The organism is Microbacterium sp. SCN 71-21 (genome assembly GCF_001725695.1).
Taxonomy (GTDB): Bacteria; Actinomycetota; Actinomycetes; order Actinomycetales; family Microbacteriaceae; genus Microbacterium; species Microbacterium ginsengisoli.
In genome coordinates this window covers 1-24954 of sequence record NZ_MEGA01000062.1, presented here as the reverse complement: position 1 = coordinate 24954, position 24954 = coordinate 1, and the positions used below count along the sequence as shown (strand labels likewise).

25 protein-coding genes, 1 tRNA gene and 2 pseudogenes are annotated in these 24954 nt (G+C 70.8%); 17 read left to right on the top strand and 11 right to left on the bottom strand.

All coding sequences use genetic code 11. The features are described 5' to 3' along the window. From ABT08_RS09825 to ABT08_RS09810, 4 genes are all read left to right on the top strand, one after another. Positions 1-1159, top strand: a 1159-nt coding sequence (locus tag ABT08_RS09825; protein ID WP_353743290.1) for a DEAD/DEAH box helicase, incomplete at its 5' end; no start/stop codon positions are given. Further along, complete coding sequence (locus tag ABT08_RS09820; RefSeq protein WP_056518557.1) at positions 1156-1617, top strand: SRPBCC family protein; 462 nt, start codon at positions 1156-1158, stop codon at positions 1615-1617. The genes ABT08_RS09825 and ABT08_RS09820, both read left to right, overlap by 4 nt. A 32-nt stretch (positions 1618-1649) precedes the next feature. Further along, complete coding sequence (locus ABT08_RS09815) at positions 1650-2747, top strand: VIT1/CCC1 transporter family protein (RefSeq protein WP_169815903.1); 1098 nt, start codon at positions 1650-1652, stop codon at positions 2745-2747. Positions 2748-2801: 54 nt separating this feature from the next. Then, on the top strand, positions 2802-3242 hold the full coding sequence (locus tag ABT08_RS09810) for a DUF2871 domain-containing protein (protein ID WP_288114830.1): 441 nt from the start codon (positions 2802-2804) through the stop codon (positions 3240-3242). Between the two features lie 13 nt (positions 3243-3255). Here ABT08_RS09810 and ABT08_RS09805 read toward each other — a convergent pair whose 3' ends face one another. Continuing rightward, entirely contained in the window at positions 3256-4029 is a 774-nt protein-coding gene (locus tag ABT08_RS09805; protein ID WP_288114829.1) for a class I SAM-dependent methyltransferase, read from the bottom strand. Between the two features lie 168 nt (positions 4030-4197). After that, positions 4198-4282: transfer RNA gene (locus ABT08_RS09800), tRNA-Leu, on the bottom strand. 101 nt (positions 4283-4383) lie between these two features. On the opposite strand from ABT08_RS09800, the gene ABT08_RS09795 reads away from it, so the two are divergent. Together ABT08_RS09795 and ABT08_RS09790 are read left to right on the top strand one after the other, a co-directional pair. Further along, positions 4384-5688, top strand: coding sequence for a M20/M25/M40 family metallo-hydrolase (locus ABT08_RS09795; protein WP_056518560.1), 1305 nt, complete (start codon positions 4384-4386; stop codon positions 5686-5688). 43 nt (positions 5689-5731) lie between these two features. Then, complete coding sequence (locus ABT08_RS09790; RefSeq protein WP_137878085.1) at positions 5732-6568, top strand: undecaprenyl-diphosphate phosphatase; 837 nt, start codon at positions 5732-5734, stop codon at positions 6566-6568. A 16-nt stretch (positions 6569-6584) separates the two neighbouring features. Here ABT08_RS09790 and ABT08_RS09785 read toward each other — a convergent pair whose 3' ends face one another. Further along, positions 6585-7442 carry a PAC2 family protein gene (locus ABT08_RS09785; RefSeq protein ID WP_056209081.1) on the bottom strand — a complete coding sequence of 286 codons (858 nt, stop codon included), beginning with the start codon at positions 7440-7442 and terminating at the stop codon, positions 6585-6587. 116 nt (positions 7443-7558) lie between these two features. Between ABT08_RS09785 and ABT08_RS09780 the strand changes: the two genes are divergently transcribed. The 9 genes and pseudogenes from ABT08_RS09780 to lnt all read left to right on the top strand — a co-directional run bounded on the left by ABT08_RS09780 (position 7559) and on the right by lnt (position 17436). After that, positions 7559-8242, top strand: a complete 684-nt coding sequence (locus ABT08_RS09780) for an HAD family hydrolase (RefSeq protein WP_235557344.1) — start codon at positions 7559-7561, stop codon at positions 8240-8242. Then, on the top strand, positions 8239-9246 hold the full coding sequence (locus ABT08_RS09775; RefSeq protein ID WP_056209076.1) for a tRNA (adenine-N1)-methyltransferase: 1008 nt from the start codon (positions 8239-8241) through the stop codon (positions 9244-9246). The genes ABT08_RS09780 and ABT08_RS09775 overlap by 4 nt, the downstream gene beginning before the upstream one ends. A gap of 9 nt (positions 9247-9255) precedes the next feature. Next, positions 9256-10206, top strand: coding sequence for an FKBP-type peptidyl-prolyl cis-trans isomerase (locus tag ABT08_RS09770; protein ID WP_056209075.1), 951 nt, complete (start codon positions 9256-9258; stop codon positions 10204-10206). A gap of 41 nt (positions 10207-10247) precedes the next feature. After that, positions 10248-11240 (top strand): helix-turn-helix transcriptional regulator, encoded by a 993-nt coding sequence (locus ABT08_RS09765; RefSeq protein ID WP_056209072.1) that lies wholly within the window; start codon positions 10248-10250, stop codon positions 11238-11240. Then, complete coding sequence (locus ABT08_RS09760; RefSeq protein ID WP_056518563.1) at positions 11237-12208, top strand: helix-turn-helix transcriptional regulator; 972 nt, start codon at positions 11237-11239, stop codon at positions 12206-12208. The genes ABT08_RS09765 and ABT08_RS09760 overlap by 4 nt, the downstream gene beginning before the upstream one ends. 104 nt (positions 12209-12312) lie before the next feature. Continuing rightward, positions 12313-12576: a twin-arginine translocase TatA/TatE family subunit gene (tatA, locus tag ABT08_RS09755; RefSeq protein ID WP_045248132.1), complete on the top strand. Its 264-nt coding sequence runs from the start codon at positions 12313-12315 to the stop codon at positions 12574-12576. A 64-nt stretch (positions 12577-12640) separates the two neighbouring features. Continuing rightward, positions 12641-13396: a twin-arginine translocase subunit TatC gene (gene tatC / locus ABT08_RS09750; RefSeq protein ID WP_056209249.1), complete on the top strand. Its 756-nt coding sequence runs from the start codon at positions 12641-12643 to the stop codon at positions 13394-13396. 74 nt (positions 13397-13470) lie between these two features. Then, positions 13471-15814, top strand: a pseudogene (locus tag ABT08_RS09745) (DEAD/DEAH box helicase). A gap of 2 nt (positions 15815-15816) precedes the next feature. Continuing rightward, the gene (gene lnt / locus ABT08_RS09740) at positions 15817-17436 is read left to right on the top strand and encodes an apolipoprotein N-acyltransferase (protein ID WP_288114827.1); all 1620 of its coding nucleotides are present in this window, start codon (positions 15817-15819) and stop codon (positions 17434-17436) included. Here lnt and ABT08_RS09735 read toward each other — a convergent pair. The 4 genes from ABT08_RS09735 to ABT08_RS09720 all read right to left on the bottom strand — a co-directional run bounded on the left by ABT08_RS09735 (position 17433) and on the right by ABT08_RS09720 (position 20104). After that, positions 17433-17807 carry an RNA polymerase-binding protein RbpA gene (locus tag ABT08_RS09735; protein WP_045248130.1) on the bottom strand — a complete coding sequence of 125 codons (375 nt, stop codon included), beginning with the start codon at positions 17805-17807 and terminating at the stop codon, positions 17433-17435. The genes lnt and ABT08_RS09735 overlap by 4 nt on opposite strands. A gap of 109 nt (positions 17808-17916) precedes the next feature. After that, on the bottom strand, positions 17917-18696 hold the full coding sequence (locus ABT08_RS09730; RefSeq protein ID WP_056209069.1) for a glycerophosphodiester phosphodiesterase family protein: 780 nt from the start codon (positions 18694-18696) through the stop codon (positions 17917-17919). After that, complete coding sequence (locus ABT08_RS09725; RefSeq protein WP_045248128.1) at positions 18693-19634, bottom strand: SPFH domain-containing protein; 942 nt, start codon at positions 19632-19634, stop codon at positions 18693-18695. The genes ABT08_RS09730 and ABT08_RS09725 overlap by 4 nt, the downstream gene beginning before the upstream one ends. Further along, complete coding sequence (locus ABT08_RS09720) at positions 19631-20104, bottom strand: NfeD family protein (protein ID WP_056209066.1); 474 nt, start codon at positions 20102-20104, stop codon at positions 19631-19633. Before ABT08_RS09720 ends, ABT08_RS09725 begins: the two co-directional genes overlap by 4 nt. A gap of 148 nt (positions 20105-20252) precedes the next feature. Here ABT08_RS09720 and ABT08_RS09715 point away from each other — a divergent pair, with 148 nt between their 5' ends. Together ABT08_RS09715 and ABT08_RS09710 are read left to right on the top strand one after the other, a co-directional pair. Further along, positions 20253-21026, top strand: coding sequence for an SDR family oxidoreductase (locus ABT08_RS09715; RefSeq protein ID WP_056209061.1), 774 nt, complete (start codon positions 20253-20255; stop codon positions 21024-21026). 2 nt (positions 21027-21028) lie between these two features. Next, entirely contained in the window at positions 21029-23023 is a 1995-nt protein-coding gene (locus tag ABT08_RS09710) for a S9 family peptidase (protein ID WP_288114824.1), read from the top strand. Between the two features lie 26 nt (positions 23024-23049). On the opposite strand, the gene ABT08_RS09705 is transcribed toward ABT08_RS09710, so the two are convergent. The 4 genes and pseudogenes from ABT08_RS09705 to ABT08_RS09690 form a co-directional block, all read right to left on the bottom strand. Continuing rightward, the gene (locus ABT08_RS09705; protein ID WP_056209055.1) at positions 23050-23607 is read right to left on the bottom strand and encodes an HdeD family acid-resistance protein; all 558 of its coding nucleotides are present in this window, start codon (positions 23605-23607) and stop codon (positions 23050-23052) included. A gap of 131 nt (positions 23608-23738) precedes the next feature. Further along, complete coding sequence (locus tag ABT08_RS09700; RefSeq protein WP_056209052.1) at positions 23739-24281, bottom strand: Dps family protein; 543 nt, start codon at positions 24279-24281, stop codon at positions 23739-23741. A 73-nt stretch (positions 24282-24354) separates the two neighbouring features. Then, positions 24355-24669 (bottom strand): DsrE family protein, encoded by a 315-nt coding sequence (locus ABT08_RS09695; protein WP_045248122.1) that lies wholly within the window; start codon positions 24667-24669, stop codon positions 24355-24357. Then, positions 24666-24954 (bottom strand): annotated as a pseudogene (locus tag ABT08_RS09690) (hypothetical protein); the annotation flags it as partial. The gene ABT08_RS09695 and the pseudogene ABT08_RS09690, both read right to left, overlap by 4 nt.

The following is a 24954-nucleotide window of genomic DNA, read 5'->3' as shown; positions in this document are numbered from 1 at the left end:
CCGCGCGCTCGAGGACGGCGTCGTGCGGCCCGTGCTCTTCCTCGTCTACGCCGGTCACATGCGCTGGCGCACCAAGGCGGGCGAGGAGATGGAGGCCTATCTCGGGCAGGACAACACGAAGGATGTCACCGCGCAGGCGTGGCGCACCGCCCTGAACCCCGAGGGCGAGTGGATCCCGGCCGTGCTGCGCTCCGCGGATCGCCGTCTGAGCGAGGTGCGCGAACAGGTGCCCGATGCGGGCGGGCTCGTCATCGCGACCGACCAGACCGCGGCCCGCGCGTATGCGGCGATCCTCGAGGCCGTCAGCGGCGAGGCGCCGACCGTCGTGCTGTCGGACGAGGCCGAGGCATCCGCGCGCATCGAGCAGTTCGCCCAGTCCACGTCCCGCTGGCTCGTCGCGGTGCGCATGGTCTCCGAGGGCGTCGACGTGCCGCGCCTCAGCGTCGGTGTCTACGCGACGAGCGCGTCGACGCCGCTCTTCTTCGCGCAGGCGATCGGACGCTTCGTGCGGGCGCGACGCCGCGGCGAGACGGCGAGCGTGTTCCTGCCGAACGTGCCCCAGCTGCTCGCGCTCGCACAGGAGCTCGAGGCGCAGCGCGACCACGCGCTCGACCGCGAGGCGACCGGTGACGAATGGGACGCCGAAGAAGCGCTGATGGATGCCGCGGAGCGGCCGGATGCGGCATCCGACGCCCTCACCGAGGAGTTCGCGTTCCTGCCACTCGATGCACAGGCTCATTTCGACCGGGTGCTCTTCGACGGCAAGGAGTTCGGTCAGCTCGCCGTGCCGGGCACCCCGGAGGAGGAGGAGTTCCTGGGGCTGCCGGGCATCCTCGAGCCCGAGCACGTGCACGAGCTGCTGCAGCAGCGTCAGGCGCGGCAGACCCGCCACCGCAAGGCGCGCGAGGCCCGCGAGGCGAGCGCGGACGAGGACGCCCCGATCGACCCGCTCCTCCCCGGGGCGCTGCACCGCACCCTCAAGGAGCAGCGGCAGCTGCTCAACAGTCTCGTCGGTCTCTACGCGCGGCAGTCCGGGGAGCCTCACGCGATGGTGCACGCCGAACTGCGGCGCCTGTGCGGGGGGCCGGCGGTCTCCCACGCGACCGTCGCGCAGCTGCAGGCGCGCATCGACCTGCTGCGCCGCCGGGTGCACGCGTGAGCAGTCGCTACGACTTCGTCTCGGTCTGGCGCATCCCCGCCGACCCCGCCCGCTGCTGGCGCGCGATCGAGGGGATGCTGCGCCCCGCCGCCGGTGCCCCGTCGCCCTGGCCGGCGGTCGAGGTGACAGGCCCTCCCGTAGCGCTCGAACCGGGCGCGCACGTCGGCCTGACGGTGCGCAGCCCGTTCGGTTACCGCCTCGTGCTCGACGCCGTGCTCACCCGCGTCGAACCGGGAGTCGTGCTCGCCGCGCGCAGCGACGGCGATCTGTTGGGCGAAGGCGAGGTGGCGCTGTTCGCCGCGGCATCCGGCACCCTGGTGCGCGTGCGCTGGGTGGTGCGCACCGAACGGGCGTGGATGAACCGCACTGCCTGGCTCCTGCGCCCCGTGTTCGTGCTCGCGCACACCGCGGTCATGGCTTCGGGGCGCCGAATGATGCGGCGCGCCGTGCGCGGCTAGCCTGGTGGCCCCGCCCCCCCCTGATCGAGGAGCTGCCCGTGGCATCCGATTCCGCTCCGGCGACTGCCCGCGACCGCGCCCGCTGGGCGCACTACCTTGCAAACGAACGGGCCGAGGCGGCCGTCTACCGTCACCTCGCCGCGCGCCGCGAGGGGGAGGAGCGGGACATCCTGCTCGCACTCGCCGACGCCGAGGGCCGCCATGAGGCGCACTGGCTGGCGCTGCTCGGCGGCGAGCCGGAGCGACTGCCGCGCGCATCGGCATCGACGCGGCTGCTCGGCTGGATGGCGCGACGGTTCGGGTCGATCTTCGTGCTCGCCCTTGCTCAGCAGGCCGAGACGCGCTCGCCCTACGACGACGACCCCCACGCGACCCCGGCGATGCGCGCCGACGAGAAGATCCACAGCGAGGTCGTGCGGGGGCTCGCCGCGGCGGGACGTCGCAGGCTGTCGGGAACCTTCCGTGCCGCGGTGTTCGGGGCGAACGACGGTCTCGTGTCGAACCTCGCGCTCGTCATGGGCATCGGGGCGACCGGCGTCGACGCGCGCATCGTGCTGTTCAGCGGCATCGCGGGCCTGCTCGCCGGAGCCCTGTCGATGGGCGCGGGGGAGTTCGTCTCGGTGCGCTCGCAGCGCGAGCTGCTCGAGGCCACCGAGCCCAACAACTTCGGCGACGACGTGCTGCCCGATCTCGACCTCGACCAGAACGAGCTCGCCCTGATCTACCGCGCGCGGGGACTCGGTGACGCCGAGGCGACCGCGCGGGCACGTCTGGTGATCGAGACGGCGCGCACGGCGGACCGTGCGGTGCCCTACCGCCGGCCGCCGGAGGGCGCGGACACGCACGAGGTCGTGGGCAGCGCGTTCAGCGCGGCGCTCTCGAGCTTCCTGTTCTTCGCGTCGGGGGCGATCATCCCGGTGCTGCCGTGGCTGTTCGGGCTGCAGGGTCTTGCGGCCGTGCTCGTCGCGCTCGCGCTCGTCGGGGTGGCGCTGCTCGGCACCGGCGCCGCGGTGGGTCTCCTCTCGGGGGCGCCGCCGCTGCGCCGCGGTCTCCGACAGCTGGGCATCGGCTTCGGGGCCGCCGCGGTCACGTACGTCCTCGGGCTCCTGTTCGGGGTGGCGGGAATCTGAACCTTCGTTACTTTCAGATATGCTGAAGGTAACGAAAGGGGAGAGATGTCTCGGATGTCTCAGCGCGCCGTCTTCATCGCGGCGAGCGTCTATCTGGTGCTCGGACTCGCAGGCGGTGTGTACTTCCGTGAGATGACCAAGGGAACGCCGTTCGAATCGGGGGAGGGCACCCAGCTCGCCGTGCTCCACACGCATCTGCTGACCCTCGGCTTCCTCGCCATGCTCGTCGTGCTCGTGCTCGACAAGGTGTACCGCCTCGCCCACAGCCGCTTCTTCGCGTGGTTCTTCTGGGTCTACAACGCGGGGCTCGTGCTGACTGTCGCGATCATGACCGTGCACGGCACGATGCAGGTGCTCGGCGTACCGGCGAGCGCGGCGATCTCCGGAATCGCGGGCCTCGGGCACATCACGCTCGGAGCCGGTCTCGTGCTGCTGCTGTTCGCGATCAACGACGGCCTGCGCGGCCGGACCGCGCCCGCCACCACGATCGACTGACCCGTGCGCCGCGCTACCGGTCGATGCGAGGAGTGCGCCCGACAGCGCACCACGCCACCGCGTCGATGACGCCGCTCGGACCCGGCAGGAGTGCTCCGCAGCGGACGCGCAGCTCTGCTCGGGCGGCCGCGTCGAGGGTCGCGACGAAAGCGCCCGCGGGCCCGACGCCGAGTTCGTAGGGTCCCCACCAGTCGTCGACGCCCGTGTACGGAACGTGCACCTCGAGCTCGTGCTCGACCACCTCGACGAGTCCGTTCGACCGGAAGAGGTCGGCGATCTGGCCCCGACCTGTGCCGACGCCGCCCGTCTCGTCGTCGACGGTCGGGTCCATCTCGCGCGCCGCGTGCCAGAACAGCGACAGGGGCGCCCGCCCGCCGCCGAAGTCCCAGACCGATGCCGCGATCACGCCGCCCGGACGGGTGACCCGTGCCATCTCCCGAATGGCGGCGTGCGGGTCGCGCAGGAAGTTGACCACCAGCTGCGCGATGACGAGATCGAAGGCGTCATCGTCGAACGGGAGCGATTCGGCGTCTGCGACACGTGCATCGCAGCCGGGAAGCCGTTCGCGCAGCGCCTCGACGAAGGACGGGGAGGGGTCGACCGCGGCCACCGGCGTGACCCCCGGAGTCGCGGTGAGTGCCGCAGCGATCGCCCCGGGACCCGCACCGACATCGAGCGCTCGCACACCATCGAGCTCGCCCACGACGTCCAGCGTGCGCTGCGCGAGCGGCTCCGAATAGCGTCCCATGAACCGCTGATAAGCCTCGGCCGGCACATCGAACGTCATCGCCCGTCCCTCCGTCGCGGCCCCGTCGCAGCAGGCCCGATGGGGCTCATCCTGCCTCTCCGCGGTCGTGGGCGCGACCCCTGGCGAGATCCGCAGCAACGGATGCGCCAACGACGAAGGCCCCCGTCTCCGGGGGCCTTCGTCGTGATGATGCCGAGGCATCCTGCGTGCGCGAGGGGGGACTTGAACCCCCACGCCCTATACGGGCACTAGCACCTCAAGCTAGCGCGTCTACCTATTCCGCCACCCGCGCATTGGGTGATGTGTGGTCTTGCAACCGAGGGTCGAGCCTAGCATGCTCCACGCGGCGTCACGAACCGGGCGGGCCCTCGCCGAGCGGGTAGCCTGGGGCGCATGACTGCAGCCGAGCCGGGGGAGCTGCCGGAGGTCATCCGGCTCGCCCGCGATCTGATCCGCATCGACACCACCAACTGGGGTGGCGGACGCAGCGAAGGCGAGCGCGAGGCGGCCGAGTTCGTCGGCGCGTACCTCGAGGAACTCGGACTCGAGACCCGCTACTTCGAGCCGATCGCGCGCCGCACGAACGTGTCGGCGCGAGTACCGGGTCGTGATCGGTCGAAGCCTGCCCTCGTCGTGCACGGGCACCTCGATGTCGTCCCGGCGATGGTCGACGACTGGAGCGTCGACCCGTTCGCCGGTGAGATTCGCGACGGATACCTCTGGGGTCGCGGTGCCGTCGACATGAAGAACATGGACGCCATGATCCTCACGTCCGTCGCCGACATCCTGCGCGCCGGAGAACAGCCCGAGCGCGACCTGATCGTGACGTTCTTCGCCGACGAGGAGAACGGTGGCGTCGAGGGCTCGGCGCTCGTCGTGCGAGACCGCCCCGAGTGGTTCAGCGGTGCGACCGAGGCGATCAGCGAGGTCGGCGGTTTCTCCATCGATGTCGCCGGACGCCGGGCGTACCTGCTGCAGGTGGGGGAGAAGGCGCTGCTGTGGGTGCGGCTGGTGGCGCGCGGCGCCGCCGGACACGGCAGCCGGTGGCATCCGGACAACGCCGTCACCCGGCTCGCCGAGGCCGTCGCGGCGCTGGGGCGCGCCCCGTGGGAGGTGCGCCTCACCGAGACGACCGCGGCGCTTCTCGCGGCGGTCGCCGACCTCACCGGAGCAGACGTCGACGACCCGGATGCTGCGGCCGACCTGTTCGGTCCGGCCGCAGCGTTCATCCGGCCGAGCCTGCGCACAACGGCGAACCCGACAGGACTCGCCGGCGGTTACAAGCACAATGTGATCCCTGATCGTGCGGAGGCGACCGTCGACATCCGGGTCCTGCCCGGAACCGAGGACGAGGTGCTCGCCGAGGTGCAGCGGATCGTCGGGGACGACATCGCCATCGAGATCGTCGTGCGCGACATCGGTCTGGAGACCCCCTTCTCCGGCTCGCTCGTCGACGCGATGGTCGCGAGTCTTCAGGATGCCGATCCGGGTGTTCCCGTCGTCCCCTACCTGCTCGGCGCGGGCACCGACAACAAGGCGCTCTCCCGCCTCGGGATCGCCGGCTACGGCTTCGCGCCGCTGAGGTTGCCGAGCGGGTTCGATTTCACCGGTATGTTCCATGGTGTCGACGAACGCGTGCCGCTTGATGCGCTGACGTTCGGTCAGGATGTGCTGACCCGCCTGCTGCGCACCTACTGATCCACCGCGCCGCCTCCCGCCCCACCCCCAACGGAAGACGACCATGAGCCACTTGTTCGAAGCGATCATCCTCGGCCTCGTCCAGGGGCTCACCGAGTTCCTGCCGGTTTCCTCCAGTGCGCACCTGCGCATCCTGGGAGCGTTCCTCCCCGGCACCGAGGACCCGGGCGCCGCCTTCACCGCCATCACGCAGATCGGCACCGAGGCGGCCGTCGTGCTGTTCTTCTGGCGCGACATCGTAAGGATCGTCAGCCGGTGGGCGCTCTCCATCGTCGGGCGCGCGCCGCGCAACGATCCCGATGCGCGCATGGGCTGGCTCATCATCCTGGGGTCGATTCCGATCGTCGTGCTGGGCATCCTGTTCCAGAACCAGATCGAGACCGTGTTCCGCTCCCTCTGGCTGGTCGCCGGCATGCTCATCCTGTTCGGCGTGCTCCTCGGCATCGCGGACGCGATCGGCGCACGCCGGCGACGTCTGGATCAGCTCACCGTCGGCCACGGCGTGATCTACGGCCTGGCCCAGGCTCTCGCCCTCATCCCCGGTGTCTCCCGCTCGGGCGGGACGATCACGGCCGGTCTGCTGATGGGCTACGAGCGCGCCGCGGCGGCTCGCTACGCCTTCCTTCTCGCGATCCCGGCCGTGTTCGGCTCGGGCTTCTATCAGCTGTACAAGGTCGTGAAGGAGCCGGAGGTGAACCCGCCGTTCACCCTGCTCGAGACGGGCCTCGCGACGGTGATCGCGTTCGTCGTCGCCCTCGTGGTCATCAAGTACTTCATGGCGTTCATCTCGAAGCGCAGCTTCCTGCCCTTCGTCATCTACCGCGTGGCGCTCGGCGCCTTCGTGATGGTCATGCTCGCGACGGGCGTCATCACCGCCTGAGCGGGATCGGGCGCTCTCAGCGCTGCGGCCCGCCGCGGCCGGGCCGGTCGTCGCCGCGCTTGCGCAGGTACTGCTCGAACTCACGGGCGATCGCATCGCCGGACGCCTCCGGGGAGTCCCACGCGTCGCGGGTGCGCTCGAGGCCGCGGATATACTCCGTCATCTCCTCGTCGTCGGCCGCGGCCGCGTCGATGGACGCCTCCCACGCGGCGGACTGCGTCGCCAGGTCACCGCGGTCGATCTTCGCCCCGGTGAGGTCCTCGAGGCGGTCGAGAAGTGCGAGGGTCGCCTTGGGCGACGGCGAGTGACCGGCGACGTAGTGCGGCACGCTCGCCCAGAGCGAGGCTGTCGGGATGCCGGCGGTGTCGGCGGCCTGACCGAGGACGCTGAGGATGCCGACCGGCCCCTCATAGGTCGTGCGGTCGAGGTCGAGAGTATGACGCAGCTGCTCGTTCTCGCTGCCCGCGAAGATCGAGATCGGACGGGAGTGGGGGACATCCGCCATCATCGAGCCGAGCGCGACCATGCCGGTGATGTCCTCACGCAGCGCGACGTCGATCAGCTCACCGGCGAACGCCTGCCAGGCCCGCGCCGGCTCGACGCCCGTGAGCAGCCAGAGCTGCGTGCCGCGCGTGGTCTGCGCGGGGCGCAGCAGCGTCGTCTCGGGCCAGGAGATGCGGCGCACACCGTCTTCGTCGGCGGCGATGCTCGGCCGGGTGTACTGGTAGTCGAAGTACAGCTCCGGGTCGACCGAGTAGACAGGTTCGTAGCCGCCGGTCTCGCGCAGACGGCTGACGGCCGCCGATGCCGCCTCGCCGGCGTCGTTCCATCCGTCGAAGGCGACGACCAGCACGCGTCGACCGAGTCCGTCCACCGGGCCCCTCTCGTTGCCTCCACGGCGCCAGGACGGCGCTCGCGGTCACACCAGGATAGGCGTCTCGGGCCCGTGACGGGCCGTGGCCGCGCGCGCCGCGCCGGTAGCATGGCCGGGTGAATCACCCCGCACCCGCCGCCGTGCTCTGGGACATGGACGGCACCCTCGTCGACACCGAGCCGTACTGGATGGCCGCAGAGACCCCGCTGGTCGAGAGCTACGGCGGCAGCTGGTCGCACGAGCAGGCGCTGCAGCTGGTCGGCCTCGGGCTCGACCAGTCGGCTCGGATCCTCCAGGACGCCGGGGTGCGCATGAACGAGGGCGCGATCATCGACCACCTGACCGAAACCGTGATGGGCGACCTGCGCACGACCGGTGTGCCGTTCCGTCCCGGTGCCCGTGAGCTCCTGTCGGAGCTGCGCGCGGCCGGGGTGAAGACGGGCCTCGTGACGATGTCGCTGCGGCGGATGGCGACTCACGTCGTCGAGTTGATCGACTTCGACGCATTCGACGTCATCGTCGCCGGCGACGATGCGACCCGCCCGAAGCCGCATCCCGACCCCTATCTGCAGGCGTGCGAGCTGCTCGATGTCGCCCCCGAGGACGTGGTGGCGATCGAGGACTCGCCGAACGGGCTGCGCTCCGCTATCGCCGCCCGCACGACGACGGTCGGCGTCCCGCTGATGGTCTCGCTCGCGGGCGTCGGCGCTCACGTCCTCTGGCCCTCCCTCGAGGGGCGGGGCCTCGCCGACCTGGCCGAGGTCCACGCCGCACGCCGCGCCCGCGAGGTGCGCGCGTGAGCCTCGGTCGCGGTCCGTTCGCGTACGGAGATCGCGTGCAGCTCACCGGCCCGAAGGGGCGCCTGTCGACGGTGACCCTCCGCGAGGGGGGCGAACTCCATTCCCATCACGGCGTGCTGCGCCACGCCGACATCGTCGGCCAGCCCGACGGTTCGGTGCTCGTCAACAGCCACGGCTCCGAATACCTGGCGCTGCGACCCTTGCTGCGGGACTTCGTGATGTCGATGCCGCGCGGTGCCGCGATCGTCTACCCGAAGGACGCCGCGCAGATCCTCGCTCAGGCCGACGTGTTCCCCGGATGCGTCGTGGTCGAGGCGGGCGTCGGCTCCGGCGCGCTCTCGCTGTGGCTGCTGCGGGCGATCGGTCCGACCGGGCGTCTCGTCTCTTTCGAGAGGCGTGGGGAGTTCGCCGACGTCGCGCGGGCGAACGTCGAGACCTTCCTCGGGGAGTCGCCGGCTTCATGGCAGATCGTCGAAGGCGACCTCGCCGAGGAGCTCCCGCGCGCGGTGGAGCAGGCATCTGTCGACCGTGTCGTGCTCGACATGCTCGCGCCGTGGGAGTGCATCGACGTCGCGGCCGACGCGCTCGTTCCCGGGGGCGTGCTCGTCTGCTACGTCGCCACGGCGACGCAGCTCAGCCGTGTGGCGGAGTACCTGCGCGCGACGGGTGCGTTCACCGACCCGGAGTCGAGCGAGACGATGGTGCGCGGCTGGCACGTCGAGGGTCTCGCGGTACGCCCCGACCACCGGATGGTGGCGCACACCGGATTCCTGATCTCCGCGCGGCGCCTCGCTCCGGGTGCCGTGCCGCCGGACGTGCGGCGGCGCGCCCTCAAGAAGCCCTCCTATGCGGACGAGGACGTCGAGGTCTGGACCCCGGGTGCGGTCGGCGACCGGGAGATCACGGACAAGAATCTGCGCAAGCGCGTGCGGGAGGCGCAGCGCGCCGCCGACGCCAAGCTGCGCGAGGCGGGCGCGTCGGAGAGCGACCAGTCGCCCGCATAGACTGATCCGGTGCGCAGAACCCTCGCCGCGGCCGCCGCTTTCGGCCTCGCCGCCCTCGCCCTGACCGGATGTGCGACCGCGTCCGCGCCGACGTGCGCCCGCACGACGAACCCGGGCAACCTCGCGTCCCTGGTGCAGGTCTCCGGTGACTTCGCGAAGAAGCCGACCGTCGACATCTCGTCGCCGCTCAGCCCCGGGGACGGCCAGTTCGTCGACCTCACGACGGGCACGGGAACCGAGATCGTGAGCGACGACCAGCTCGTCGGTCTCGCCGTCGACCTGTTCAGCGCGAAGACCGGCAAAGAGATCGTGACCGCGGGCTACGGGTCGACGGGCCCCACGATCACCCCGGTGTCCACATGGGTCCAGACCGTTCCCGGGTTCGAGGCGGCGCTGAAGTGCGCAGGCGAGGGAACGCGCATGATCGTGGGTCTGACCCCGACTGAGCTCGGTTCGTCGACGGCCTCGCTCGGCCTCGCCGCCGACGAGTCGGCGATCGCGGTCATCGACGTGCAGAAGGTGTATCTCTCGCGTGCCGACGGCACGCCCGTCTTCAACGACGGCCACAACCTCCCCGTCGTCGTGCTCGCCCCCTCCGGGCAGCCCGGCGTGACGATCCCCAAGACCGACCCGCCGACCTCGCTGGTCGTGCAGACGCTCCAGAAGGGCACCGGCGCGACCGTCGGCGACAAGGACACGGTGCGGGTCGCTTACACCGGACTCACCTGGGCCGACGGAAAGGTCTTCGACTCCTCGTGGGGATCGACCCCGGCCTCGCTCTCCATGACCGGAATCGTCCCGGGCCTGGCGACGGCGCTGAAGGGTGCGACCGTCGGCTCGCAGATCCTCGCGGTGATTCCGCCGTCCGACGGGTACGGATCGACCGCGACGGGCCAGATACCGGCGAACTCGACGCTCGTGTTCGTGGTCGACATCCTCGGGATCGACGCCACGCAGTGAGCCGCGGCCACGGGGACATCCTGCGACCATAGGATGTCCTCGTGCCGAACACAGGATCGAAAGTCGCGCCCGAGGAGCGGCTCGTGAACCTGGTCGTGGCGCTGCTTGCGACCGACCAGGGGCTCACGAAGGACACGATCCTGGGCTCGGTCTCGGGGTATCGCGAGCAGTCCGAGGCGGGAGCGTCGAAGGATGCGCTCGAGAAGATGTTCGAGCGTGACAAGGAGAGCCTGCGCTCGCTCGGCGTGCCGATCGAGACGCTCGGCGACTACGCCGATCCCGATGATCTCCGCGAGGCCCGGTACCGCATCGCCACCGACGACTACGCGCTGCCCGACGAGGTATCGCTGACGGCGGCGGAGGCGGCCCTCCTCGACCTCGCGGGCACGGTGTGGCACGAGACATCCCTCTCGGTCGACGCCCGCGCAGGCTTGCGCAAGATCCGCGCCCTCGGCATCCCCACGACGGAGCCGTTGGGGGCCTACGCGCCCCGGATCAGCGTTCGGGATGCCGCGTTCGCGCCGTTGCAGCGCGCGATCGAGACCGCGCGCGTCGTGGCGTTCGACTACCTCAAGCCCGGTGAGCATGCCCCCCGGGCCCGTCGCGCGCGCCCCCTGGCGCTGCTGGAGTACGAGGCGCGCTGGCATCTCCACGCCCATGACCTCGACGCGGATGCGCCTCGCACCTTTCTGCTCTCGCGCATCGTCGGCGAGGTCGCGGTGACGCGGGTCTCGTTCGATCCCGGTCTGCGCGCCGGTGCGGGGGAGCGGGCGCGCGCTCTGCTGGACGAGCTCGCCGCGTCGCAGAGCGCCCTCGTCGAGGTGCACCCGGGCACCGAGGCCGCGTTGCGGCTCGCCCGGCGCGCCTCGCCGGCGGCCCAGGGGCTGCGCATCCCGTTCGTCGATGCGCACGTGCTCGCGGACGAACTCGCCTCCTACGGTCCCGAGGTGCGCGTCGTCGAGCCCGCCGAACTGCGCCGCCTCGTGGTCTCGCGACTTCGCGCGGCGCTCGCCCGCAGCGGAGGTTCCGCATGACCGACGCCCGTCCGCCGCTCGTCGCCACCGACCGCGCCGCGCTCATCCTGCAGCTCGTGCCCTACTTGATCGAGCACGGCGAGGTGAGCGTCGCCGAGGCCGCCGCCGACTTCGACGTGTCCGAGACGCAGATGCGTCAGATCGTGGAGAAGCTCACCGTCATCGGCCGCCCGGGTGACGGCGGCTACTGGCAGCTGCCCCATGACCTGTTCGACATCGACTGGGATCTGCTCGACGAGCAGGACCGCATCGCGATCACCCACACCGTGGGACTCGAACGCGCCCCGAAGCTGACCGCGCGGGAAGCGGCGGCGCTCCTTGCCGGGCTCCAGGTCGTCGCCGCCGTCCCGGGAGTGGGGGAGGGCGACCTCATGCGGGGACTGCTCGCCAAGCTCGCGCGCGGGGCGGCGACCGCCCCCGCCGAGCTCGTGCTCACCCCGGCACCCGTCGACGCGGTGCGGCGCTCGATCGATGATGCGCTGACGCGGGGAGTCGCGGCATCCTTCACGTACAAGACCCCCGAGGGTGCACCGACGGTGCGCACGGTCGACCCCGTCAAGGTGCACATCACCGGCGGTGAGTGGTATCTGCAGGGCTGGTGTCACCTGCGCCGGGCGATGCGCACGTTCAATCTCGACCGGGTGAGCGATGTCGCGCTCACCGACATCCCGATCACCCACTCGGGCGAGCCGGTCCCCCCGCTGTTCGAGCCCGGCGGCGATGATGCGACCGCGACGATCCGCTTCGCGGAGCGACTCACGCCGCTGCTCGGCGAATACCTCTCGTACGCCGACGTCGCGTGCGTCGACGGTGTCTGCACCGCGACGATGCGCATCGGCGATCCGCGCAGCCTGCGTCGCCTGGTCACCCGCCGCGGCGGCGACGTCGAGATCCTTGCGCCCGAGAGCGCGCGTCGCGCGGCCCGCGACTGGGCGGCGGCGGCGCTCGCGCAATACGATCCCGCCTGAGTCGATCGTTCACAGGATTCGCAGAGACGAATCCGGGGCGTCACGGCGTCGCCGGGTGCTCGCGAGGCTAGACTCGGGGAAACACGCCTGCGGTGAGGAGAATCATGGGCATCTTCGGTAACGCATTCGGGTGGCCCCACCTGCTGATCCTGGTGCTGATCATCGTCCTGCTGTTCGGCGCCGCCAAGCTTCCCGCTCTCGCGAAGAGCCTCGGCCAGTCGGCCCGCGTCTTCCGCGGCGAGATGAAGGCACTCAAGGACGACGAGAAGAAGGATGCCGCGGCATCCGCGACCTCGGAGTCCACCGAGGCGCCCGGTTCGACCCCGGCCTCGCCGTCGAGCACGAACTCGTCCTCGACGACCTCCTGAACCGGTGACCGCGGCCGACCTGCCGCGCATCGGCGAGCCCGGCGGCCCGAAGCGCGACAAGCGCATGTCGCTGGGTCAGCACTTGCGCGAGCTGCGCAAGCGCATCGTCTTCGCGCTGATCGGGCTCGTGGCCGGCATGGTGATCGCGGCGTTCCTCACCGATCCGATCATCGCGCTGCTGACCCACCCGATCGCCGTCGTGGCCGAGTCCCGCGGCAATGACCTCGCGGCACTCAACTTCAACTCGATCACGGCGGGCTTCGATCTGCGACTGCGCATCGCCTTCGCCGTCGGCATCATCCTGTCGGCGCCGGTCTGGATCTGGCAGGTGTGGGCGTTCATCATGCCCGGCCTCACCCGCAAGGAGATGCAGTACACGATCGGCTTCATGCTGGCGGCGATCCCGCTCTTCTTCGGCGGATGCGCGGTCGGGTGGCTGATCATGCCGCACATCATCGAACTGATGTCGGGGCTCGTGCCCGAGCAGGGGGCGCTGTTCCTGCAGTACGACTACTACTACGACTTCGTGTTCAAGCTGCTGCTGGTCGTGGGCATCGCGTTCGTGCTGCCGGTGTTCCTCGTGGCGCTGAACCTGTCGGGCATCGTCAGCGGTCGCGCGATCTTCAAGGGCTGGCGCATCGCCGTGCTCGTGGCCGCCGTGTTCGCGGCGGTCGCGACCCCCGCCGCCGACATCACCTCGATGCTGCTGCTCGCGGGCATCCTCATCGTGCTGTACATCGCCGCCGCGTCGGTGTCGGTGCTGTTCGACTGGCGCAAGGCCCGGCGCGTCCGGCTCGATCTCGCCGGGCCGGAGGCGTGAGCGCCCCCGACGCGGGGCACGCGTCGCGCCGGGACGGCGAGTCGGGGCATCCGGTCACCGACGAGTTCGCGGCGATGCAGCGGTTCCGGCTCGATCCGTTCCAGCTCGAGGGATGCCGCGCCCTCGAAGAGGGTCGCAGCGTGCTGGTCGCCGCGCCGACCGGTGCTGGCAAGACGATCGTCGGCGAGTTCGCGGTGCACCTCGCGATGCGGGAGCCGTCGGACAAGGCGTTCTACACGACCCCGATTGCAGGACCTCTCCGGCCCCGAGCACGTCGGCCTGCTCACCGGTGACACGAACATCAACGGGAATGCCCGCGTCGTGGTGATGACGACCGAGGTGCTGCGCAACATGCTCTACGCCGACTCGCCCGCGCTGCGCGACCTGCGCTACGTCGTGATGGACGAGGTGCACTTCCTCGCCGACCGCTTCCGCGGCGCGGTGTGGGAGGAGGTCATCATCCACCTGCCGCGCCGAGTGCGGCTCGTGTCACTGTCGGCGACGGTCTCCAACGCGGAGGAGTTCGGCGATTGGCTCGACACTGTGCGCGGTGAGACGGACATCATCGTGTCGGAGAACCGGCCCGTGCCGCTCGAGCAGCACGTGCTCGTGCGCGGCGATCTGCTGCCGCTGTTCGACGATCGTGCGGGCGTCGCCGCCGCGCAGGTGAATCGCGAACTGCTGCGGATGCGGTCGGGCTCTGGCGTCGCGCAGGAGAACAATCGCCGCCTGCAGGCGCACCGACAGGGTGGGAACGGCGGCCGGGGCGCGCGCTTCGTGCACCACGGCAACCCGCGCCGCGCCGAGCGCATCGATCGCCCGCACGTCGTGGACCTGCTCGAGAGGGCCACGCTGCTGCCGGCGATCTTCTTCATCTTCAGCCGGGTGGGCTGCGACGCCGCCGTGCAGCAGGTGCGTCGCTCGGGGCTGCGGTTGACGACCGCCGAGGAGCGTGCGGAGATCCGCCGGGTCGTCGACGAGCGCACCCGCCTGCTCGCCGACGAGGATCTCGCCGTGCTCGGAGTGTGGGAATGGCGCGAGAACCTGGAACGCGGCATCGCCGCGCACCACGCCGGTCTCCTGCCGGCGTTCAAAGAGGTCGTCGAGGAGCTCTTCCAGCGCAAGCTCGTGAAGGTGGTGTTCGCGACCGAGACCCTCGCGCTCGGCATCAACATGCCGGCGCGCACCGTCGTGCTCGAGAAGCTCGAGAAGTTCAACGGCGAGGCGCGGGTGGCGATCACGTCGGGGGAGTACACACAGCTCACCGGGCGCGCCGGACGCCGGGGCATCGACGTCGAGGGGCACGCCGTCGTGCAGTGGACGGAAGGGATGGACCCGCAGGCCGTCGCGGCCCTGGCCTCCCGTCGCACCTACCCGTTGAACTCCAGCTTCCGCCCGACGTACAACATGGCGGTCAATCTCATCGACCAGTTCGGTCGTCCGCGTGCGAGGGAGATCCTCGAGTCGTCGTTCGCGCAGTTCCAGGCCGACCGATCCGTCGTCGGCGTCGCCCGGCAGGTCAAGGAGGCCGAGGCGTCGCTGGAGGGCTACCGCGAGGCGATGACCTGCGACCGCGGCGACTACGTCGCGTACTCGTCGATCCGTCGGGAGCTCAGCGACCTCGAGAAGATCAACCGACGGGATGCCACGGCTCCCCGCTCCCTGCGCGATCAGCGTCAGAAGCAGATCCAGCGGCTGCGCACGTCGATGCAGCGGCATCCGTGCCATTCGTGCCCCGAGCGCGAGGATCACGCCCGCTGGGCGGAGCGCTACTGGAAGCTGCGCCGCGACACGGACCGCCAGCGTCGCCAGATCGAGTCGCGCACGGGCACCGTCGCGCGGGTGTTCGACCGGGTCGTCGATGTGCTCGAGGCCCTCGACTACGTGCGGGCGGGCGAGGACGGCACCGCGACGCTGACCGACGCAGGTCGCACGATGAGGCGCATCTACGGTGAGCGCGACCTCCTGGTCGCGGAAGCGCTGCGCACCCGCATCTGGGAAGGTCTGGATGCCGCGGCCCTCGCGGCGCTCGTGTGCGCCTTGGTGTACGAGCCGCGGCGTGACGAACGCGGCGCGGGGGAGGCGGGCCTGCCCCGCGGACGCTTCCGCGAGGCGCTCAGTGCCACGGAGACGCTGTGGCAGCGTCTCGACGATCTGGAGCAGGATCACCATCTGCCGGGCTCGGAGCCGCCCGCCCTCGGCCTCAGTCAGGCGATGCACTCGTGGGCCCGGGGCGCCCTGCTCGATCGCGTGCTCACCGAGGCCGACATGGCGGCAGGCGACTTCGTGCGGTGGGCCAAGCAGACGATCGATCTGCTCGACCAGCTCTCCCTCGTCGCCGACGGCGAGCTCGCTCGCACCGCCCGCGCGGCGTTGGATGCGGTGCGTCGCGGAATCGTCGCCTACGCCTCGGTCTGACGATGGGGCTCAGCGTGCGCGCGGGGATCGCCGCCTACAGTGATCGAGTGCCCGCGTCCCCGCCTCGCCTGTTCCCGCTGTGGCTCGCATCGCTGCTCTCGGTGGTCGCCGGCCTCGCACTTACGACGGCGTTCCCGTCGCTCGCATGGTGGCCGATGGCATTTCCCGCCGTCGTGCTGGCTCTCGCGACGCTCGTCGGTCGCGGCGTGTGGGGGAGCGTGCTGTGCGGGCTCCTCTTCGGGCTCTCGTTCTTCCTCGTGAACGTGTCGTTCACGGGTCGATACCTCGGACCGATCCCGTGGATCGCCCTGTCGGTGCTGGAGGCGGCGCTCGTCGCGATCGCGTCGATCCCGATCTCGCTCGCGTATCGGTGGATGCCGCGGCTCCTTCCCGGCCCGTGGGGCCGTACCCTCGTGCTCGCCCTGGTCGTCGCCGGTCTCTGGACCGCTCGCGAGGTGCTCGTCGGCACCTTCCCCTACGGCGGGTTCCCGTGGGCCCGCCTCGGCATGACCCAGGCCGACAGCCCCCTGGCGCGCGTCTCCTCGTGGACGGGGATCAGCGGGCTGACCTTTCTGATGGTGTTCGTGTGCGCGGCCGCGCTCGAGGTGATCCGGCTGCGACGGCGCGCCGTGTGGGCAGCGATCCCGGCGGCCGTCGTCGCGGTCGTGCTGTTCGCGCTGCCCGCCTTCCCGACGACGGCGAACGGCACGCTGCGGGTGGGCTGGGTGCAGGGCAACGGTCCCGCCGGGTACTTCGACTCCCGCACCGCCGACGCCGTTCTCGACGCGCAGCTGAAGGCGACGGCTCCTATCGCCAACGAGCGCATGGATGTCCTCCTCTGGCCCGAAGGCGGCGTCGACTCCGACCCCACCCACAACTCCGCCACGGCCGCCGTGCTCGATGCGGTGTCCGCCCAGGTGCAGGCGCCGCTGCTCATGAACGCGGCGACCGAGCGGGGCGCCGACGTCTTCAACAGCTCCATGATGTGGCTGGACGGGGCGGGGGCCACACAGACGTACGACAAGCGGCATCCCGTGCCGTTCGGCGAGTACGTGCCCGATCGCGACTTCTTCTACGCGCTCGCACCCGATCTCGTCGGACTCATCCAGCGCGGCTACACGCCGGGAACCGCCGCGCCGGTCATGTCGGTGGCAGGCACCACCGTCGGGCTCGCGATCTGCTTCGACGTGATCTACGACGACGTCGTCCACGATGCGGCGCGGGACGGGGCATCCGTCTACCTGCTGCAGACGAACAACGCAGACTTCCGCGGCACCGACGAAAACCTGCAGCAGCTGGCCTTCGCCCGCATGCGCGCCATCGAGACCGGGCGCGCCGTCGTCAACCTGTCGACCGTCGGCACGAGCCAGGTCATCGCCCCGGACGGCTCGGTGATCGCGGGCCTCGCGGGCGACGAGCCCGGGGCGGCGGTGACGGATGTCCCGCTGCGCACGGGGCTGACACCCGCCGTCGTCATCGGCGACGGCGTACAGGTCGCGCTCGTCGCCGGGTCGCTCGTCGCCCTCGCGGGGGCCGGTGGCGTGCTGCTGTGGCGCCGACGGAGGTACGCCAAGACGCCGGCTCCCGCAGGGGGAACCGGCGTCGACGTGGAGCGCGGTTAGGCGCTCTTCTTCGCGGTGCTCTCCGAGCCGCGGCGCTCGCGCAGGTACGCCAGGCGCTCCTCGAGGATCTCCTCGAGCTCGGGGATGGTGCGGCGTTCCAGGAGCATGTCCCAGTGGGTGCGGGGCGCCTTGTCGTCGCTGTGATCGATCGTCACGGTGCCCTCGCCCACGCGAAGCACGGCCTCACCGCCGCATGAGCGGCACTCCCAGGTCTCGGGAGCTTCGGCATCGGCCGCGAACGTCAGGGTGGTGTCCTTGCCGCAGACGCTGCAGACGTAGGTACGCTGCATGCGCTCATGGAGAATGACGCCCTCTTCGCTCTGTAGGCTCTGGGCGCCGAGTCGGATTCCGCGGAGGCTGCGATCTGCCATTGTGTGGTCCTCTCGTCGCTGTCGCTTGACTGGTATAACGCCATGACCTGGACGGATCATCCACGGCGCCCCAGCGCGGCCTGAACTCCCAGTGGTTCTCCAGGCCCGGTCACGACCGGGCGCGTCGCAGCAGGTGCAGTGCGGCGTCGGCCCGATCGGTCACGATCCCGTCGACGCCGAGCGTGACGAGGCGCGTCATCTCGCCCGGGTCGTTGATCGTCCATACGTGCACCTCGACGCTGTGCGCGTGGGCATCGTCGATCAGTCGACGGGTGACGACGGGCACCGGTCCCTGACGCACGGGAACCTGCAGCGCGTCGACCCCCGCGACCGCACGCCCGAACGCCCGGCGGAGCCGCACGGCGCTCGCTCCGACGGCACGCGCGACGACAGAGCTTCCCGCGGAGGTCGCGGGCTCTCCGCCCGCCGCCTCCGCCGCGGCGAGCGCCCGTCGCCGACGGGCATCGTCGAAGCTGGTCACCAGCACTCGCGCCGCGTGCGGAGCGACGAGGCGGCCCACAGGCTCGGCCGCGGCATCCGCCTTCACATCGAGGTTGAACCGCACGGTGGGGAACGCGTCGAGCGTGTCGGCGAGCACCGCGAGACCGCCGCGCTCCCGCATGAGCGCCTCGAGCTCGACGGTGGTCACCTCGGAGAGGCGCCGCGGGTCGCCCGTGACCCGGGAGAGGTCGCTGTCGTGGAAGAGCACGACGGTGCCGTCGGCGGTGAGGTGACAATCGGACTCGACGATGTCGGCACCGACAGCGTGGGCCGCGGCAATCGCGGCGAGGCTGTTCTCGGCGATGCCGGATGCGGCCGCCTCTGCCGTCACCAGGCCGCGGTGGGCCAACACGCGGGGGAGCGGCCCCGCGAGGAAGGGGTGCGTCACGCGGTCGGCTCTCCGGGCTTCGGCGCGGATGCCGCGGCGCGCCCGGCGGCGCCCGAGAACCCGCCCGCGATCTGGGAGAGGGCGTCGGTCAGCTCGCTCGGGATGATCCAGAGCTTGCTCGACGGGCTCTCGCTGATCTTCGGGAGCGTCTGCAGGTACTGGTAGGCCAGCAGCTTCTCGTCGGGGTTGCCCGCGTGGATCGCGTCGAACACGGCCTGGATGGCCTGCGCCTCGCCCTCGGCGCGCAGGATCTGCGCCTGCTTGTCACCCTCGGCCTTGAGGATCTCGGCCTGCCGGCGCCCCTCGGCCTCGAGGATCTGCGACTGCTTCGACCCCTCCGCCGTGAGGATCGCGGCGCGGCGGTCGCGCTCCGCGCGCATCTGCTTCTCCATCGAGTCCTGGATGGACACGGGCGGGTCGATGGCCTTCAACTCGACGCGCGAGACGCGGATGCCCCACTTGCCCGTGGCTTCGTCGAGCACGACGCGCAGCTGGCCGTTGATCTCGTCTCGGCTGGTGAGCGCCTCCTCGAGGTTGAGCCCGCCGACGACGTTGCGCAGGGTGGTGGTCGTGAGCTGCTCGACGGCGCCGAGGTAGTTCGCGATCTCGTAGGTCGCGGCCCGGGCGTCGGTCACCTGGAAGTACACGACGGTGTCGATCGAGACGACCAGGTTGTCCTCGGTGATCACCGGCTGCGGCGGGAACGACACGACCTGCTCGCGCATGTCGATGAGGGGGCGCAGCCGGTCGATGAACGGCACCAGCAGGTTCAGACCCGGGGCGAGGGTCTTGTGGTAGCGCCCGAGCCTCTCGACGACGCCTGCGGTCGCCTGCGGGATGATGCGCACGGCGCGGGAGAGCACCACGAGCACGAAGATGACGATCGCGATCGCGAGTCCCCAGCCGATCGCGACGGGGATGATGGAGTCGGGGTTCATACCGGGAGCCCTTCGGTGCGGCGGATGACATGGACGTGCGCCCCGGCGACGCGGTCGACGCTGACCTCGGTGCCGGGTTCGAGAACGGATGCCGCGTCGGCCCGCGCGCTCCAGATCTCGCCGTTCGCGAGCCGCACCTGGCCGCCGGTGGCGTCGATCGTGGCGACGACGCGTCCGGACATCCCGATGAGGGCGGCGACGTTGGTCGGCGTGGGGTCCTCGCCGCGCCGCAGGCGTCGCAGCAGCGGCGGCCGGATCAGCAGCAGCAGGAGCACGGCGACAACCGCGACGATCACGACCTGGAGCCAGAGCGGCGCGCCGGTGAGGGCTGAGACAAGGCCCGCGAGCGAGGCGATGCCGAACATCAGGAAGAGGAAGTCGAGGGTGAGCATCTCGACGACGAGAAAGACGGCGGCGAGCGCGATCCAGACGATCCAGGCGAACTGCGTGATCGCGGTGACGATGTCCATACGGGCCTCCTCGCTGTCTCGAGCCTAACAGCGGGAGGGCGTGCGCGAGCGGTTATCACCAGGCCGGATGACGGGTGGTTGGTAGGGTCGAAGGCGGCCCGCGGCATCCTCATCCGCGGCATTCGACACGTCATCCCAGGAGTCCTCCGTGACCGAGCACCTCGTTCCCCTTGCCCCCGGCAGCCTCGCCGGAAAGACCGCCCTCGTCACCGGGTCGTCGCGGGGGATCGGCGCCGACACCGTGCGCTACTTCGCCCAGGCGGGCGCCAACGTCGTCATCAACTTCCGCAACAAGGCCCCGCGGGCCGAGAAGCTCGCCGCCGAGCTGCGCGAGCTGGGCGTCGGCGCGCTCGTCGTCGGCGCCGACCTCACCGACCCGGCGTCCGTCGCGGCCATGTTCGAGGCGGCCGCGGCGGAGTTCGGCGGGCTCGACATCCTCGTGCTCAACGCCTCCGGCGGCATGGAGTCGGGCATGGCGCCCGACTACGCGCTGCAGCTGAACCGCGACGCCCAGGTCAGCGTGCTCACCACGGCGCTCCCGCACCTGAACGCCGAGGCGCGGATCGTGTTCGTCACGAGCCACCAGGCGCACTTCATCCGTACGACGCCCACCATGGCCGAGTACGAGCCGGTGGCGCTCTCGAAGCGCGCGGGCGAGGATGCGCTGCGCGCCTTCATCCCGACACTCGACGAGAAGGGGATCGGCTTCACCGTCGTCTCCGGCGACATGATCGAGGGCACGATCACCGCGACCCTGCTCGAGCGCGCGAACCCCGGCGCGATCGCCGCACGGCGTGACGACGCCGGCAAGCTCTACAACGTCGCCGAGTTCGCCGCCGAGGTCGCCCTCGCCGCCGTCGACCCGGTTCCGGCCGACAACACCCGACTCGTCGGAGACACGAGCTCATTCCTGGGGGAGTGACCATGCGTGCCGCAGACATCGAGAAGCTCGTCTCCGTCTCCCGGCCAGCCGTCGCTCCCGACGGTTCGTTCGCGGTCTACGCGACCTCGCGACCCGACGTCGCGGCCAACCGTGCCGTCGGGCAGCTGTGGCGTATCGACCTGCCCGGTGGCGCGCCGCGACGTCTCACCCGGGGCATCGCCGACCGTGCGCCGCGGCTGTCGCCCGACGGCACCGTGGTCGCGTTCCTGCGCGGGGACGCGAAGGGCTCGGCGCAGATCCACGTCGTGCCCGCACTCGGCGGCGAGCCCGTGCAGGTCACCGACGCACCGCTCGGCGTCAGCTCGTTCGTCTTCTCACCCGACGGCGGCGCGTTCGCCTACCTCGCGCTCGTGCCCGAGAAGGGGCGGTACGGCACGGTCGACGGGCTGGGTGCGGCATCCGAGTCGCCCCGGCGCGTGACGGGCCTGCGCTGGCACGCCAACGGACTCGGGTACACGCTCGACCGCCCGTCGCACGTCTTCGTCGTGCCGGTGCCGGATGCCGCGGGCGAGCCGTTCTACGCCCCGGCTCCGCGCGTCGCGGCGGAGGGGGAGGAGCCGCCGACACCGCGGGTCGTGCCCGCGGAGGCCACGGCGCTGACCTCGGGGGCGGTGTGGCACGACCTGCTCGCGTTCACCCCGGACGGCACCGAGGTGATCACCTCGCCGTCGCCGATCGTCGACGAGCGCATCGACCTGCGCTCGCGGCTCGTCGCTGTGCGGGTCGACGGGGGAGGGGAGCGCGAGGTGCTCGGCCTCGACGCCGGCTACGCGATCGACGAGGTCGTCGCGTCACCCGACGGCGCGCTGTTCGTGCTCGGCCACACGCTCGGCGACTCCCACGTCGACTTCATCGCGCCGGGCGTCGCGCTCGGACTCGTCGACGAGGGATCGGTGCGGCTGCTCACCGACCCCGACGCGCTCGACCTCGGAGAGCCGGGCAGTGCGATCACCCTCGCCGGCGACGACGTGCTGGTGCAGAACCGCACCCGCGGGCGCGTCGAGCTGGTACGCGTCACCCGCGCGGGCGTGACGAGCGTGCTGCTGGCGGACGCCGAGGTCACGGGCGTCGGGGCGGATGCCGCGGGCGCCCGCGTGATCGCCGCGATCGCCGCCCCCGACACCTTCGGCGCTCTGGTCGAGATCGACGGCGACGGCGACCCCCGGCGCATCGTCGACCTCGGCGGCGAGCTGCGGGCGAGCGGCGTCGTGACCCCGGTCGAGACGCAGATCGCCGCCCGCGACGGCTACCCGGTGCACGGGTGGGTGGCGGTTCCCGAGGGCGACGGACCCTTCCCGGTGATCCTGCAGATCCACGGCGGACCGTTCGCCCAGTACGGGGTGCACGTGTTCGACGAGACCCAGGTGCTGGTGGACGCGGGCTACGCCGTCGTCTACTGCAACCCGCGCGGGTCGGCCGGCTACGGACGGGCGCACGGGCGCAGCATCCGTCAGGCGATGGGCACCGTCGACTTCACCGACGTGATCGACTTCCTCGAGGCGGCACTGGCGGCCGACGCACGCCTCGACGGCACCCGCCTCGGCGTGCAGGGCGGCTCGTACGGCGGCTACCTCACGGCGTGGGTCATCGCGCACGACCACCGGTTCGCCGGCGCGATCGTCGAGCGCGGCTTCCTCGACCCGGAGGCGTTCGTCGGCACGAGCGACATCGGATCGTTCTTCGGGCAGGAGTACGTTGGCACGGATCCGGCGCTCGTCGCCTCGCAGAGCCCTGCCGCCGTGGCGCATCAGGTGCGTACGCCGACGCTCGTGCTGCACTCCGAGCTGGACTTCCGCTGCCCGCTCGAGCAGGCGACGCGTTACTACCTGTCGCTGCGCACGGCCGGCGTCGACGCCGAGATGCTCATCTTCCCCGGAGAGAACCACGAGCTCACGCGCGCGGGTCAGCCGCGTCATCGCGTGGAGCGCTTCGACGCGGTGCTCGACTGGTGGCGCCGGGTGCTGCCGACCGACTGAGCGGTCGCCGCACCCGGCGCCTCAGATCACGCGGACTTGCCGAAGGTGAAGGCGCGGATGATCTGCACGATGCCGAGCACGAGCAGTGACGCGCCGACGAAGATCCAGAGGAACGCCGCCCCGATCGCGGGGGAGAAGAGCAGCGTGATGCCGGCCAGCAGGCTGACGATCGCGTAGAAGATCGTCCAGCCGCGGCCCGACGAGCCGTCGAGCGTGGTGAGCGCGACGACGCCCTCGACGATCCAGGTGATGCCGACGAACACGCCGACGAACACCGCGAGGAAGATGGTCGCGCTCGTGAGGTTCGAGAACGCGACGATGCCGGCGGCGATGAACACGATGCCGAGCAGGATGTGGCCGATGCGCGACCAGAGCCCGCGCACCTTCGAGAAGATGCCGAGTCCGAGGTAGACGAGACCGGAGACGATCGCGTAGATCGCGATGATGACGGTGCCCACCGAGGCGGTCTTCAACGGCCAGACGAGGATCAGGATGCCGACGATCAGGGCGACGACGCCGCCGATGCCGAGGGCGGTGCGAATGCCGTTGACGGCGGTGTCGGCCGGAGTGGGAGCAGTAGTCATGATGCGTGCTTTCTGTGAGAAACCTGGGGACCCGTGGGCTCACTGTATCGCTCGCACCGAACGCGGGGGAGAACGTGAAGAGCGGATGTCGCGACGTGACGCCGCGGCATCCGCCCTACACGGTGCGACGGTCAGCGACGCGGGACGCGGTTCTCCGAGCTGACGAGCCACGCGAGCTGTTCGAGACGCTCGAGGATCGCGTGCAAGATGTCGGCGCTCGTCGGATCTTCACCGTCGACGTCGTCGTGCACGCCGCGCACTGTGGCGGTGACCGCATCGATGCGCTCGGTGATGAGGTCGACGACCTCCGAGGTGGACACCTCGCCCTGCGGGAACTCGGGGAGAGTCGTGGTCTCGGCGACGGTGTCGCTGCGGCCGTCGGGAAGGGCGTGGAGTGCGCGCAGCCGCTCAGCCACGGTGTCGGAGAACTCCCGGGCGGCGTCAATGATCTCGTCGAGCTGCAGGTGCGTATCGCGGAAGTTCGTTCCCACGACGTTCCAGTGCGCCTGCTTGCCCTGCAGCGAGAGCTCGATCAGGTCGACGAGCACACGCTGAAGGTTGTCGGCAAGCTGGGCGGACGCGGTGAACCCGGACTCCGCGTTCTGCTCGTCGGTCAGCTCGGCGCCGCGCGCCGCGCGTCGGTTGTTCTTGGTGGGCGTGAGGGTCGTGGACATGCGTCCTCCTTCGTCGGGGCCGGATGCCCCCACGCTACGCGCGTGAGGTGACAGCCGCCTCGAGGAACCGGGGTCAGATTCGGATGTACGCCGCCCCAGCGAACTGCGCGCCGGCGAGTTCGACCGCGGCGGACGCAACCGTTACTACGCCTGGCGCGAGGTGCGCCGTCTCGATGCCACGTCGTGCCATCCCGATCTCGCATGCCTCGACGCCGGGTGGGGCATCCGCCTGCGTGAGCGCGCTCAGCGCCTCGCCGTTGACGATGATGCGCACCTGCACCGAAGGGAATGACGCTCGAATCGCTTCGGCAGTCGTCGCGGCGCGAGCGACGTCGTCGGGCGAATCGCTGACGTGCAGGACGACGGTCTGCTGTGCGTGATCCGTCATGAGGAGCGTCCGGCCTCGGGAGCGCTGTGAGACTCGGTGCTCGACCCCGATGGAGTGTCGACCGCGTCGTGCTCACGAGGAGACACTCCGCCTCGCCGGGAGGCCGGGGCATCCTCGCGGGTGAAGATCGAGGGCTCCGGTTCCGGATGCCGCCTGGTCTGCACGACGAACAGAACGAGACCTGCGACGACAGCGAGCATCGAGGTCCACGAGTTCGCCGGGATGCCGAACAGGCCGTCGCTGGTCGGATCGATGCGGATGAGCTCGAGGAACGTGCGCGCGAAC

Coding starts and splice junctions, on each gene's coding strand:
- ABT08_RS09810 (WP_288114830.1), top strand. CDS start 2,802: ATGTCTCAGCGCGCCGTCTTCATCGCGGCGAGCGTCTATCTGGTGCTC.
- ABT08_RS09805 (WP_288114829.1), bottom strand. CDS start 4,029: ATGACGTTCGATGTGCCGGCCGAGGCTTATCAGCGGTTCATGGGACGC.
- ABT08_RS09795 (WP_056518560.1), top strand. CDS start 4,384: ATGACTGCAGCCGAGCCGGGGGAGCTGCCGGAGGTCATCCGGCTCGCC.
- ABT08_RS09790 (WP_137878085.1), top strand. CDS start 5,732: ATGAGCCACTTGTTCGAAGCGATCATCCTCGGCCTCGTCCAGGGGCTC.
- ABT08_RS09760 (WP_056518563.1), top strand. CDS start 11,237: ATGACCGACGCCCGTCCGCCGCTCGTCGCCACCGACCGCGCCGCGCTC.
- tatA (WP_045248132.1), top strand. CDS start 12,313: ATGGGCATCTTCGGTAACGCATTCGGGTGGCCCCACCTGCTGATCCTG.
- tatC (WP_056209249.1), top strand. CDS start 12,641: ATGTCGCTGGGTCAGCACTTGCGCGAGCTGCGCAAGCGCATCGTCTTC.
- lnt (WP_288114827.1), top strand. CDS start 15,817: ATGGGGCTCAGCGTGCGCGCGGGGATCGCCGCCTACAGTGATCGAGTG.
- ABT08_RS09735 (WP_045248130.1), bottom strand. CDS start 17,807: ATGGCAGATCGCAGCCTCCGCGGAATCCGACTCGGCGCCCAGAGCCTA.
- ABT08_RS09725 (WP_045248128.1), bottom strand. CDS start 19,634: ATGAACCCCGACTCCATCATCCCCGTCGCGATCGGCTGGGGACTCGCG.
- ABT08_RS09720 (WP_056209066.1), bottom strand. CDS start 20,104: ATGGACATCGTCACCGCGATCACGCAGTTCGCCTGGATCGTCTGGATC.
- ABT08_RS09710 (WP_288114824.1), top strand. CDS start 21,029: ATGCGTGCCGCAGACATCGAGAAGCTCGTCTCCGTCTCCCGGCCAGCC.
- ABT08_RS09705 (WP_056209055.1), bottom strand. CDS start 23,607: ATGACTACTGCTCCCACTCCGGCCGACACCGCCGTCAACGGCATTCGC.
- ABT08_RS09700 (WP_056209052.1), bottom strand. CDS start 24,281: ATGTCCACGACCCTCACGCCCACCAAGAACAACCGACGCGCGGCGCGC.
- ABT08_RS09695 (WP_045248122.1), bottom strand. CDS start 24,669: ATGACGGATCACGCACAGCAGACCGTCGTCCTGCACGTCAGCGATTCG.